This is a genomic window from Lacticaseibacillus parakribbianus (assembly GCF_025490915.1).
GTDB classification, from domain to species: Bacteria; Bacillota; Bacilli; order Lactobacillales; family Lactobacillaceae; genus Lacticaseibacillus; species Lacticaseibacillus parakribbianus.
Genome location: NZ_JANQBA010000009.1, coordinates 1 through 12,527, shown reverse-complemented (window position 1 = coordinate 12,527; position 12,527 = coordinate 1). Strand labels below are relative to the sequence as shown.

The window sequence follows — 12,527 nt, the reverse complement described above, 5'->3', positions numbered from 1 at the left end:
GACAATTGGAGGACTTGTGAGATGGAAAGCACACCTGCCAGTCTGTGGCCCCAGCTGGGGCTGATTGCGCTACTGACGGTACTGAACGCCTGCTTTGCCGCCGCCGAAATCGCGGTGGTGTCTTTGAGCCGCAGCAAGGTGGCCGCCCAGGCCAAGGCCGGCGATCGCAAGGCCGCTCGCCTCGTCGCCATCATGGACGACTCGACCAACTTCCTGGCGACCATCCAAGTCGGCATCACCTTTGCTGGCTTCCTGTCCTCGGCCCAGGCGGCGACCACCATCGCCGCCCGGCTGGCGCCGCTTTTGCCGCTGCCCGGGGCCAAGGAGGTGGCAGTGGTGCTGGTCACGGTCGGCTTGTCTTACGTCTCCTTGGTGTTCGGGGAGCTTTACCCCAAGCGCCTGGCGCTGGCCTCGACCGAGGCGGTGGCCAAGGCGGCGGTGACGCCGATCAGCGTGTTGAGCCTGGTGCTGCGGCCCTTCGTCTGGCTGCTGGCGGCCTCGACCAACCTGCTGATGCGCCTGACGCCGTTGAAGCACCACGAAGACGCCAACCAGGTGACGCGCGACGAAATGGTGTCGGTGATCGAATCCGGCAAGCAAAGCGGGGCGATCGACGCCGGCGAGTACGAAATGCTCGAAGGCATCATCGGCCTGAACGACACGTTGGCCAGCGCCGTGATGGTGCCGCGCATCGACGCGTTCATGGTCTCGGCCGACATTCCCGATCAAGACGCGATCGATCAGATTCTGGCCAACATCTACTCCCGCATTCCGGTTTACGCCGGCGACAAGGACAAGGTGATCGGCGTGGTTCACATCAAAAACCTGCTGAAGGCCGCCCGGCGCGACGGCTTCGATCACGTTCGGCTGGAACAGGTGATGACCCCACCGCTGTTCGTGCCCGAAACCATTCCGGTGCCGGCGCTTCTGCTCACCATGCGCCAGCAGCAGCAGCAGCTGGCCGTCCTGCTCGATGAGTACGGCGGGGTGGTCGGCCTGGCCACCATCGAGGACTTGGTGGAAGAGATTGTCGGCGACATCGACGACGAGTCGGACTCCGCCACCGTTGAGGTCACCCGGCTGGGCGACGCCGACTTCCTGGTGTCCGGGCGCATGACGCTCAATGACTTCAACGCGCGGTTCAACACGGCGCTTGAAGAGCCCGACGTCGACACGGTCGCCGGTTTTGTGATCACGCGGCTTGGCGCCTTGCCTTCCGCGGTCAAGCCGACCACGCTGACGCTTGAGAACGGCATGACGCTGACCACCGGCCGCATGGTGGGGCCGCGGCTGGTCGACTTGCGGCTGCACGTGCCGCAGCCGGCGGCCACCGAGGCGGCCACCCCCTGAGCGGCAAGTTTGGCCAGCCCTCTATACACGCAGCCGCTCTTTCATTATAATTGAGTACTAGACAAGACCCTGCCGTCGCAGGGCTTTTTTTCGGCATGGAGGCAAGCGGATGTAAAGCAGCAGCGGTAAACGACGACTGGACCCACGAAAGGAAGTACCAATGAAACCACAGGAATTAAAAGACGCCGTCGCCAAGCGACGCACCTTCGCGATCATCTCGCACCCGGATGCCGGGAAAACCACAATCACCGAGCAGCTGCTGCTGTTCGGTGGCGTCATCCGCGAGGCCGGCACGGTCAAGGCCAAAAAAACCGGCCACTTCGCCAAGTCCGACTGGATGGCGATTGAAAAGCAGCGCGGCATCTCCGTCACCAGCTCCGTCATGCAGTTCGGCTTCCACGGCAAGCGCATCAACATCTTGGACACCCCAGGGCACGAGGATTTCTCGGAAGACACCTACCGCACCCTGATGGCCGTCGACGCGGCGGTCATGGTGATCGACTCCGCCAAGGGGATCGAGGCGCAGACCAAAAAGCTGTTCAAGGTCGTCAAAAAGCGCGGCATTCCGATTTTCACCTTCATGAACAAGCTGGACCGCGACGGGCGCGAACCACTGGACCTGATTGCCGAACTCGAGGAGCTTTTGGGCATTGAGGGCTACGCGATGAACTGGCCGATCGGCATGGGCAAGGGGCTGGTCGGCCTGTACGACCGGGTCGACTCGCGCATCGAGCTGTACCGCGAGAACGAGGCCGGCGAGCGCTACCTGCCGCTGACCGACGGCAAGTTGGCGCCAAGCGAACCCTTGGTCAACGAATCAATCTACCAAGACACGCTGAGCGACATCGAGCTGCTCAATGACGCAGGCAACCAGTTCGACCTCAAAAAGGTCATGAAGGGGGACCAGACGCCGGTGTTCTTCGGCTCCGCGCTGACGAACTTCGGGGTCGCAACCTTCTTGAACCACTTCGTCGAAATGGCGCCGGAGCCGGGCGAGCACGTCCTGCAAGACGGCCGGACGCTTGCGCCGACCGCGCCGGACTTTTCCGGCTTCGTGTTCAAGATTCAGGCTAACATGAACCCCAACCATCGCGACCGCATCGCCTTTGTCCGCATCGGTGCCGGCGAGTTCGACCGCGGCATGGACGTGACGCTGCAACGCACGGGCAAGCCGCTGCGGCTGAACAACGCGACGGAGTTCATGTCGGATGCCCGTGAGCAGGTGTCAACGGCGGTGGCCGGCGACATCGTCGGGCTGTACGACACCGGCAACTTCCAGATCGGCGACACGATCTACGCCGGCAAGCAACCGGTCGAGTACGAGGCGCTGCCGCAGTTCACCCCGGAGCTGTTCATGCGCGTGACCGCCAAGAACGTGATGAAACAAAAGTCCTTCCACAAGGGGATGCAGCAGCTGGTGCAAGAAGGCGCGGTTCAGCTTTACAAGACCTATGCGACCGGTGAGTACATCCTCGGGGCGGTCGGTCAGCTGCAGTTTGAAGTGTTTAAGTTCCGGATGCAAAACGAGTACAACTCCGAGGTCGTGATGACCCCGATCGGCAGCCGGGTGGCCCGGTGGATCGACCCCACCCAGCTGGACGAGCGGATGTCCAGCTCGCGCAACCTGCTGGTCAAAGACGTTCATGACGCGCCGCTGTTTTTGTTCGAGAATCAGTACGCCCTGCGCTGGTTCGCCGATAAGTACCCCGATGTCACGCTAACCGCCAAGCTGTAATGCAGAAAGGAAGTTCCTCATGACAGAATCTAACGACGACAACACCCGCTCCGTGCATGCAATCACCAACGACGACCTGCTCGCCAAGTGGCGCTCGTTTTCGCTCGACAACACCGAAGACAACATGAGCGCCTTCTTGGAGGAGCTGATCGAGCGGTCCACGCTGCTGATGGTGGTGATGTCCGAGGCCCCGCTTGAGATCGCAGCTAACGGCGACACCACCGTGCCGGCCGACGCGGAGCTCGAGTTCCCGCTTCTGACCACCACCAAGGACGAGAAAATCCAGCCGCTGTTCACCGACTGGCTGTCCGTCAACCAGCTGTACGACAACTGGAACGACAACGGCCTGGCCGACAACGTCAAGAAGTCGGCGGTGATTCCGGTCGGCTTCTTGGACATCGCCAAGCTGATCACGGACAACGAGGACGTGGCCGGCATGGTGATCAATCCCTTCGAGGACAACATCAACTTCGACCGCGAGGCGCTGGCCGATTTAGGTAAGCAGGCCGACGCGCGGCAGGAGCACCCGGATCAGACCCAGGTGGCCGTATCCGAGCCCAGCACGGTACCTGCCGGGCTGTGGCTGGCGGTTGAAACCGAGCTGGCGGAACACGCCGAGATCAAACGCGCCTGGCTGCGGCAGCTGGACTTCGCCGATCAGTCCCACCTGTTGCTGATCATCGACGCGCCGGACCAAGACGAGGCCGCCACCCAGGCGCTGATCGATGCGCTGAACGCGGCGGCGGTCGGCGTGTTGGGCGAAGACGCCAAGCTCGGCATGACCGCGGCGCCGTTGGACAAGGATTCCACGCCGCTGGTGCAGGGGTCGACCCCAGCTTACCAGGCTTAAGCAAGCTGGCCAAAAAAGCACTTCCCGCAACAATTGGGAAGTGCTTTTTTGCCGTCTGGGCGCTCAGTCGGCGTAACGCGCCTGGATGAACAGGTCGCCTTGCAGGCGCAGCCAGCGGCTGCCGTTGGCTGCAGTCACGCTGGCAACGGCCATCACCCGGTCGCCGTTCGCCAGTCGCAGCGGCGCGACGTCACCGTACGGCGCCAGCCACTGGGTGATTCCATGGGGGCCGCAGGTGATGGTCACGCCTTGGCGCAGGGCCGTTTCGGTGTAGGCGAACTGCGCGTCGGGTTGCGGTACGGGGGCCTGAGCCAGGCGGTAGGGGTCGGCGCTTTGCGGCCTGGTGTCTGCGGCGGTCAGCCACTGGGCGCCTCCGATGTTGAGCCACACCTGGCCGCTGCTTTCTCTGGCCATCGCGAACACGCGCCAGAAGGTGTGGGCCGGCAGCTTCGTGGCCAGCGGCTGGTTGAAGTCGGGTTGGGCGAAGGTGGCCTTGGCCGTGAGCAGCTCGATGAAGGCCGCGGCCGGCGGGGTGCCGGGCGTCAGCCGGGCGAGGTCGTAGGTGAAGGTCACCTGCTGGCTGGTTTCGGTGAAGTGGCCGGTTTGGGTCTGGACAGCGGCGTGGGCCGCGAGCTCGGCTAGGGCCTGAGTGGTGAAGGCCGCGTTCAGCTTGCCGATCAGGATCTCTGGGTTGGCCAAAAGCCGACCGCCCTCGTCTCGGTGGTAGACCACCACCGGGGCCGCGACGCGGGGCAGGTAGCGGTAGCAGATGACATGCGGCGCGGCGGGAAACTGGGCGGTGAAGCCGTCGATGCCAGTCAGCACGAAGCCTGGAATCAGCGGTACGTCGATAGCGACGGGCTGGCCGATGGCGCCGTACAGCACCTGCTGCGGCGCAAGCGTGCGTCCCTCGCGATCTTCAAACCGCACGGTCAGCCGCACCCGCGCCGCGGTGGGGCCGGTCACCGCCGGCACCGTCGGTCGTGGCGTCACTGGGGCCGCCGGCGCGGGTGCGGTCGGTTGCCGCCGTGGCAGTTTGGGCTTTTGCGTCGGGGCCAAAACCGGCGTCGGGCGCAGCCAGGCCCGTAACTTGGCGAATAATCCCATGCTACCCTCCTTGAGAACAAACAACGCCGGCCGCAGCCGACGTCGTTAGTGCTTCGGCCGCAGCGTGACTTCGGCCAGCTTATCGCCGCGAATCACCGTGGCGTCGTTGAACGCGACGCCGCAAAGCTTCTCAAGCGCAAAGGCAATCTCGGCGTCCTTGATGTTGCGGGTGTCGCTTGTGAACAGCAGCTCGTCATGCGTGGGGGCCTTGGTGAAAATGACCGTCACGTTGCCCAGCGAGTAGACCTTAATGTAGGTCGCATCGGTGTGGGCAAGCTGTTGGGTGACTAAGTGCGGGTAACTGTTGGTGATGTCGATCAAACGCATATCGTGTACCCCCGTTCTTTTATCTACTTTCATTATAAAAGACTTCGCCGCGAAATACTACATCTGCGGCGCCAGCCGGACAGTTTCTGTCGCGGTTGGTGGCGGGACGCTGGGTTGCGCCGCTCGGCGGCGTTATTTTGGCGGCTCAGGCGCGGTCCTCTGGGGCAACTGCGCGGATCACCTTGCAGGGGACGCCAGCGGCCATCACGTTGGCCGGGACGTCCTTGGTGACCACGCTGCCGGCGCCGATCACCGTGTTGCGGCCGATGGTGACGCCGGGCAGCACCTTGACGCCGGTGCAAAGCCACACGTTGTCTTCGATGGTGATCGGGTGGGTGTACTCCAGCCCCTGGATGCGTTCCGGTACGTTTTGCGAGTGGGTCTCGGTGATCAAGGCGACGTCCGGGGCGATGAACACGTTGTCGCCGATGGTGATCTTGCCGCTGTCCATCAGCCGGCCGTTCACGTTCATGAAGAAGTTGTCGCCGACCACGGTGTTGGTGCCATAGGTGGTGAACAGCGGCTGCTCGATCACGCAATTGGCGCCGACGTGGCCCAAAAGCCCACGCAAGGCCGCGGTGCGTTCGGCCTTTTGCAGCGGGTGGAGGTGGTTGTAATCGTACAACCGGCGGGTCGTCTCCGCGCGTTCGGCCGTCAGTGCGGCGTCGTTGGGCTGGTACAGCTCACCGGCAAAGGACTTTTCTTTCTCGGATTTGGTCATGATGAACACCCCTTTGAATTGGCTTCCATTTCGATTGTCGCACGTCTTAGAGCCCGCGACAAGGGCGTCGCATCGGTTCCTGGCAGGTGGCCGTAAGCCAACCACTATTTAGTTTGACAAACTAGCGGGACGGGCGTATGCTGCACTAGTCAGGCTGACTAACTAGGAGGCAACATGAAACAGACACAACTGCTGCGTGGGGTTTTAGAAGGCTGTGTGTTGGCCATTATCGCCAGGCGAGCGACTTACGGTTACGAGCTGATGCAGGCGCTGCACGACTATGGGTTCACCTCGATTGTCGGCGGAACGCTGTACCCCATGTTGGCTAAGCTCGAGGCCAGCGGTGACTTGCGTGGGGTTCAGCAGGCCTCACCGGACGGCCCGATGCGCAAGTACTTCACGCTGACGACGCAAGGCGCAAAGACGCTGGCGGCTTTTCAGGCGGATTGGGCCAGCTTTGGGGCCCAGGTGGCCCGGGTGATGGCCGACACCAAGGAGGGGCAAGATGACAAGACGAGATGACGAAGCGCAACTCGATGCGCTGCAAAACACGCTGCACCCAAGCGACCGCGTGTGGTTCAGCCGGGTGCGGCTGGCCATGCAGGCGCTGGGGTGGACCCGCGACCGGGCCGCGGTGGTGGCCCAGCTGCTGGCGCTGGCGCAGGACCTGCAGTCCGCTGAGGCCGCCGGCGAGTCGGCCGAAGCCTACTTCGGCCAGGATCCACAGGGGATGACCAAGGCAATTCTGCGCGAGCTACCGCTGCGGCCCTGGCGGTTTTGGTTACGCGGTGGGGCGGTGGTTACCGGGCTGGGGTGGCTGATGATGCTGCTGGGGGCCGCCGGCCGCCAGTCGGTGCTCGCGCTGCACCTGGGGGCGGCCGGCGGGATGATCGCCATCACGGTGGCCGTCGTCGCCCTGCTTGCGCGTTGGGCCGCGGCCGTCGCCTTCACGCCGGGCCACGGCTGGTGGGAAACGGGCGCCTCGCTGGCGGCGCTTGGCGGCGGCTGGCTCGCTGTGGTCGTGGCCCTGATCGTGTGGCAGCCGGGGCCAGCGGTGGCCGTCCCGGCGCCTTGGAACCTGGTGCTGATTGCCGGCAGCTGCGCGGTGGCGCTGGGATGGCTCGGGTGGGTGGCCGTTCGCCATCACATGCTGGGGGTGCTTGCGCCCGAGATGCTGTTGCTGGTGATGTTTGCCATCAACGCGCTGGTGCGGCAGTTCAACCAGAACCGCGGTGCGGCCATGACGTCTGGGCAGGCGGGGTGGTTGGTCGCTGTTTTGTGGACGCTGTTGATCGCCTACCTCGGCGCCAGCGCCTGGGTGGGGCGGCGGTCACACCGAGTCGCCCGTCACGGCAGCAGGTGACAGACCGCTCGGCAACGCGAGCGGGTTAGCGGGACTTGGCGCAGCGGCCGGTAGTCGTTGGTCGAATACGTCTGAACGCCAAAAAAGCCGGCAGCCGTCTGATGACGGTTGTCGGCTTTTGCGTGGCGCTAGGCGCCGGCCTCTGAAATGGCAATTTCGCCATTGCTGATGCGGGCCTCCAGTGCCTTGGCCTGCGGGTGGTCGAGGTAGAAATCGGCGACGCGGTCTTCAATCTGCTCCTGGATGACGCGGCGCAGTGGCCGGGCCCCCATGGCGGGATCGTAGCCGAGGGTGACCAGCTTCTCCTTGACCGGGTCGGTGACGTGAATCGTCAGGCCCTGATCGTGGATGTTGGCGTTGGTCTGGTCGATCATGAGCGACACAATCTTGAGCAGGGACTCCTTGGTCAGCGGCTTGAATTCGATGATATCGTCGAAGCGGTTCAGGAATTCAGGCTTGAAGTAGTTGCCCAGTTGGCCCAAGACGCTCTTGGTGGTGCCGTTCAAAGACGCCCCGAAGCCCACGTTGGCCTCGGCGTCGGTCGAACCGGCGTTGGAGGTCATGATGATGATGGTGTCCTTGAAGGAAACGGTGCGGCCCTGGCTGTCGGTCAGGCGGCCGTCGTCGAGAATCTGTAGGAACATGTTCATCACATCCGGGTGGGCCTTTTCGATTTCGTCCAGCAGAATCAGGCTGTACGGATTACGCCGCACCTGCTCGGTCAGCTGGCCGGCCTCTTCGTAGCCGACGTAGCCCGGAGGGGAACCGATCAGCTTGGACACGCTGAACTTTTCCATGTACTCCGACATGTCGAAGCGAATCATCGCCTCCTGGGAGCCGAAGAGCTCCTTGGCCAACTGTTTGGCCAGCTCCGTTTTGCCGACGCCGGTGGGGCCGACGAACAGGAAGCTGCCGATGGGGCGGCCGGTCTTGTTGAAGCCGATGCGGTTGCGGCGAATGGCGCGGGCGACCTTGTCGACGGCGTCGTCTTGCCCGATCACGTTGGCTTCGAGGTGCGGGGCCAGGTCTTTGAGCTGCTGGGCCTCTTGGTTGCGCAGCTCACCGACTGGGATGTTGGTCTTTTGCTCGACAATCTGCTCCATGTCCTTATCGGTCACGGTCGGGGTGTCGGCGTTTGCGTCCTGCTTTTGCTGATCTTGCATCTTCTGAAGCTTGGTGACCTGGTCGCGGTAAAACGCGGCCTTTTCGTAGTCCTCTTGCTTCAGCGCGGCTTGCTTTTGCTTTTCGGCGTCGTCAATCTTGGCCTGTACGGTCTTGGGATCGGCCACGGTGATGGTCAGGTTCTTGCGCGAGCCGGCCTCATCCAGCAAGTCGATGGCCTTGTCGGGCAAAAAGCGGTCTTGGATGTAGCGGCTGGACAGGGTGACGGCGGCCTGAATCGCGGCCGGCGTGTAGGTGACGTGGTGGTAATCTTCGTAGCGCTTTTGGATACCTTCGAGGATTTTGACGGTTTCGGCCTCGGTCGGCTCGTCGACGGTGACGGGCTGCAGGCGCCGGGCCAAGGCGCTGTCTTTTTCAATCTGGCGGTACTCGTTGTTGGTGGTGGCGCCGACCAGTTGCATCTCGCCACGCGCCAACGCCGGCTTGATCACGTTGCCGGCGTCCATGCCGCCTTCCGCGTTGCCGGCCCCGACGATTTCGTGAATCTCGTCGATGAACAAAATGACGTTGGGACTCTTCTTCAGCTCGGTCAACAGCTGCTGCATGCGCTGCTCGAACTGGCCGCGAATGCCGGTGCCTTGCACCAGCGACACGACGTCGAGTTGGATGACCTGGCGCTCTTGCAGCTTGGCCGGCACGTCACCGTTGGCGATCTTCAGCGCGAGGCCTTCGACCACCGCGGTCTTGCCGACCCCGGCCTCACCGATCAGCACCGGGTTGTTCTTGGTGCGTCGGTTCAGAATTTCGATTACCCGGGCAATTTCGGCGTCGCGGCCGATCACGGGATCGATCTCACCGTTTTTGGCCTTGTCGGTCAGGTTGACCCCGAACTGCGCGAGCACGCTGTTGCCGCCGCCACGGTTGTTGTTGCCACCGCGGCCGGCCTGCGTCGGCGGGGTCTGTGCGGTTGGGGATTCGGGCTGGCCCGAATTTTGCCCCTGGCTCATCGCCTTGAACAGGTCGTCAAGGCTGTTGAAGCCGAAGGGGTCGTTGCTTGCATTGGTTGGATTCATAGAACCTCCTGCTTGCGCCTTGAGCTGCTGGTAGCAGTTTTGGCACAGGTTGATCTCTTGGCGTTGACCATTCACGCTGGTGTACAGGTGAATGGTCGCTGGATTTTGATGGCAGTTCTCACAGAGCATCGCGATCACGACCTTTCTTTGTGGGGGAGACCCCCTTGTCAAAAAAAGCTTTGACCTTTCTTGACCAAGGACTAGTATACAACAGCGGGTTAAATTTGCAAGCACTCTGGATGCGAGAGTGCTAAAAAATTTGACGAAACCCTTTTCTTATCGGTTTTGATTGCGGTTTCACTCGCATAATGCTAGCATAATCTTGTACGTCAAAGCGCGTCAACTCCAAAGGTTGGCGCTTTAAAGGAGGCAGGCGAATGGCACCGGACTACCAGCAGCTGATGGACGAGTTACGCGCAGGGTCGCGCAGCGAAATCGAGGTGACCCCGGAAACTTTCGGGGCGTTTCGGACCGCTTGGACCGACTATCCCAACCGCGACGAGATCGTGGGGCAGGCCAAACGCGGCGGTAACATCGTCTACCGTTACAAATCCGGGTCGGGAGATTAAAAAGCGACTTCAGACTTGCCGTGAAAACGGAATGATGGTAAGGTTTACAAGAGATAGAATTGTCCATTCTATTCGGAAAAGACTTTTTATGCGAAGGAGCAGATTACTCATGGAAAAACGCGAATTTAATGTCATTGCAGAAACAGGGATCCACGCACGTCCGGCTACCCTTTTGGTTCAGGCCGCAAGCAAGTTCAACTCCGACATCAACTTGGAATACAAGGGGAAGAGCGTCAACTTGAAGTCCATCATGGGCGTGATGTCCCTGGGCGTTGGCCAAGGTGCCGACGTGACCATCTCCGCTGAAGGTGCCGACGAAGCCGATGCCATCAACGCCATCGAAGAAACGATGAAAAAGGAAGGTCTGTCTGACTAATGACAAAGCAACTCAAAGGGATCGCTGCTAGTGACGGCATCGCAACTGCGAAGGCCTACATGTTAGTGCAACCCGATTTGTCATTTTCTCAGTCTACAATTGAAGATCCAGAAAAAGAAATCGACCGTTTGCACGACGCACTGGACCAAAGCAACGGCGAGCTGAAGATTATCCGCGAAAAGGCGGCGGAGTCACTGGGTGAGGAAGAGGCGCAAGTCTTCGACGCACACATGATGATTCTGGCAGATCCGGAGTTCACCGGCGCGATCGAATCGAAAATCAAAGACGACAAGGTCAATGCTGAAACCGCACTGAAGTCGGTTTCCGATATGTTCATCGCCACCTTCGAGGCGATGGTCGACAACCCGTACATGCAAGAACGCGCCGCGGACATCCGCGACGTGGCCACCCGCATTTTGGCCCACTTGCTTGGCCGGCCGCTGCCGAACCCGGCGCTGATCGACTCCGAGGTCATCGTGGTTGCCCACGACCTGACCCCGTCCGACACGGCGCAGCTCAACAAGAAGTACGTTAAGGCGTTCGTCACCGACATCGGTGGCCGCACCGCCCACTCCGCGATTATGGCCCGCTCCCTTGAGATCCCAGCCGTTGTTGGGACCCAAGAGATCACGACCAGCGTCAAGGAAGGGCAGCTCTTAACCGTTGACGGCTTGACCGGCGACATCACCATCGACCCAAGCGAGGCGCAGGTCGTGGCATCCCAGAAGGAAGCCAAGGCTTACGCGGATCAAAAGGCCGAATGGGCGCTGCTCAAAACCGCCAAGTCCGTCACCGCCGATGGCAAGCACTTCGACATCGCCGCCAACATCGGCACGCCCAAGGACCTCGATGGGGTCTTGGCCAACGGCGCCGAGGCGATCGGCTTGTACCGCACCGAATTCCTGTACATGGACTCCGCAGAACTGCCGACGGAAGACGATCAGTTCGAGGCCTACAAGAAGGTTCTCGAAACGATGAGCCCGAAGCCGGTTGTGGTGCGCACCATGGATATCGGTGGGGACAAGCACCTGCCGTACCTGCCGCTGCCAGAGGAGCAAAACCCATTCCTGGGTTACCGCGCGATTCGGATTTCGCTTGATAAGCAGGACATCTTCCGCACCCAGTTGCGCGCCTTGCTGCGTGCCTCCGCGTTTGGTGAACTGCGCATCATGTTCCCGATGATCGCCACGATTCAGGAATTCGAAGCCGCCAAGGCCATTTTCCTCGAAGAAAAGGGCAAGCTGGAGGCCGACGGCGTCAAGGTTTCCGATAGCATCCAACTGGGGATGATGATCGAAATCCCGGCCGCCGCGGTCCTGGCTGACCAATTCGCCAAGCACGTCGACTTCTTCTCCATCGGCACCAACGACCTGATCCAATACACCATGGCCGCTGACCGCGGGAACGAGCACGTGTCCTACCTCTACCAGCCTTACAACCCATCCATCCTGCGCCTGATCAAGAACGTCATTGACGCGGCACACAAGGAAGGCAAGTGGGCCGGCATGTGTGGGGAAGCCGCCGGTGACCCGATCATGGTCCCAATCCTCTTGGGGATGGGCCTGGACGAGTACTCGATGTCTGCGACCTCTGTACTTAAGATTCGCAGCCTGATGAAGCGGCTGTCTACCGCGGACATGGCGGAGTTGGCCGACAAGGCGATCAACGATTCCATTTCCAACGACGACAACAAAAAATTAGTCGAGGCCTACACCAAGTAGGTCGCGGTAAGAGCCCGGAGACGGGCTCTTTTTTTGGCTCTTCGTCAAGTGGAGTTGATACAGATTTATGAGAGTGCCTGGGCCTTAATCGGTCTGGGTGCTCTTTTATTAGTGCCATTTGGTTTGAACCAGACGCGTTCCAAGAAAATGCGGTTGATGAAGTTCATCCAGTTCTTATACCCGTATGCTGTGTTTTTGATTCGTTTGATCTGA

12 protein-coding genes are annotated in these 12,527 nt (G+C 61.3%); 8 read left to right on the top strand and 4 right to left on the bottom strand.

What is annotated here, in order from left to right:
* Positions 1 to 21: 21 nt before the first annotated feature.
* The 3 genes from NUH19_RS08480 (at position 22) to NUH19_RS08470 (ending at position 3,935) form a co-directional block, all read left to right on the top strand.
* Positions 22 to 1,350 (top strand): hemolysin family protein, encoded by a 1,329-nt coding sequence (locus NUH19_RS08480; RefSeq protein WP_262316125.1) that lies wholly within the window; start codon positions 22 to 24, stop codon positions 1,348 to 1,350.
* A 160-nt stretch (positions 1,351 to 1,510) separates the two neighbouring features.
* Positions 1,511 to 3,085, top strand: a complete 1,575-nt coding sequence (locus tag NUH19_RS08475) for a peptide chain release factor 3 (protein ID WP_262316124.1) — start codon at positions 1,511 to 1,513, stop codon at positions 3,083 to 3,085.
* Positions 3,086 to 3,104: 19 nt separating this feature from the next.
* Positions 3,105 to 3,935 carry an enhanced serine sensitivity protein SseB gene (locus tag NUH19_RS08470; RefSeq protein WP_262316123.1) on the top strand — a complete coding sequence of 277 codons (831 nt, stop codon included), beginning with the start codon at positions 3,105 to 3,107 and terminating at the stop codon, positions 3,933 to 3,935.
* Positions 3,936 to 3,998: 63 nt separating this feature from the next.
* Here NUH19_RS08470 and NUH19_RS08465 read toward each other — a convergent pair whose 3' ends face one another.
* The 3 genes from NUH19_RS08465 to NUH19_RS08455 all read right to left on the bottom strand — a co-directional run bounded on the left by NUH19_RS08465 (position 3,999) and on the right by NUH19_RS08455 (position 6,090).
* Complete coding sequence (locus NUH19_RS08465) at positions 3,999 to 5,042, bottom strand: MucBP domain-containing protein (RefSeq protein WP_262316122.1); 1,044 nt, start codon at positions 5,040 to 5,042, stop codon at positions 3,999 to 4,001.
* Between the two features lie 45 nt (positions 5,043 to 5,087).
* Positions 5,088 to 5,369 carry a DUF1827 family protein gene (locus NUH19_RS08460; protein ID WP_262316121.1) on the bottom strand — a complete coding sequence of 94 codons (282 nt, stop codon included), beginning with the start codon at positions 5,367 to 5,369 and terminating at the stop codon, positions 5,088 to 5,090.
* Positions 5,370 to 5,514: 145 nt separating this feature from the next.
* Complete coding sequence (locus tag NUH19_RS08455; protein ID WP_262316120.1) at positions 5,515 to 6,090, bottom strand: sugar O-acetyltransferase; 576 nt, start codon at positions 6,088 to 6,090, stop codon at positions 5,515 to 5,517.
* Between the two features lie 174 nt (positions 6,091 to 6,264).
* Here NUH19_RS08455 and NUH19_RS08450 point away from each other — a divergent pair, with 174 nt between their 5' ends.
* Together NUH19_RS08450 and NUH19_RS08445 are read left to right on the top strand one after the other, a co-directional pair.
* Positions 6,265 to 6,612 (top strand): PadR family transcriptional regulator, encoded by a 348-nt coding sequence (locus NUH19_RS08450; protein ID WP_262316119.1) that lies wholly within the window; start codon positions 6,265 to 6,267, stop codon positions 6,610 to 6,612.
* On the top strand, positions 6,596 to 7,453 hold the full coding sequence (locus NUH19_RS08445; protein ID WP_262316118.1) for a hypothetical protein: 858 nt from the start codon (positions 6,596 to 6,598) through the stop codon (positions 7,451 to 7,453). The genes NUH19_RS08450 and NUH19_RS08445 overlap by 17 nt, the downstream gene beginning before the upstream one ends.
* Before the next feature lie 128 nt (positions 7,454 to 7,581).
* Here NUH19_RS08445 and NUH19_RS08440 read toward each other — a convergent pair whose 3' ends face one another.
* On the bottom strand, positions 7,582 to 9,777 hold the full coding sequence (locus NUH19_RS08440) for an ATP-dependent Clp protease ATP-binding subunit (RefSeq protein WP_262316117.1): 2,196 nt from the start codon (positions 9,775 to 9,777) through the stop codon (positions 7,582 to 7,584).
* Positions 9,778 to 10,025: 248 nt separating this feature from the next.
* Here NUH19_RS08440 and NUH19_RS08435 point away from each other — a divergent pair, with 248 nt between their 5' ends.
* The 3 genes from NUH19_RS08435 to ptsP all read left to right on the top strand — a co-directional run bounded on the left by NUH19_RS08435 (position 10,026) and on the right by ptsP (position 12,314).
* Entirely contained in the window at positions 10,026 to 10,217 is a 192-nt protein-coding gene (locus NUH19_RS08435) for a hypothetical protein (protein WP_262316116.1), read from the top strand.
* A gap of 109 nt (positions 10,218 to 10,326) precedes the next feature.
* Complete coding sequence (locus tag NUH19_RS08430; protein ID WP_262316115.1) at positions 10,327 to 10,593, top strand: phosphocarrier protein HPr; 267 nt, start codon at positions 10,327 to 10,329, stop codon at positions 10,591 to 10,593.
* Positions 10,593 to 12,314, top strand: coding sequence for a phosphoenolpyruvate--protein phosphotransferase (ptsP, locus tag NUH19_RS08425; protein WP_262316114.1), 1,722 nt, complete (start codon positions 10,593 to 10,595; stop codon positions 12,312 to 12,314). The genes NUH19_RS08430 and ptsP overlap by 1 nt, the downstream gene beginning before the upstream one ends.
* Positions 12,315 to 12,527: the final 213 nt, after the last annotated feature.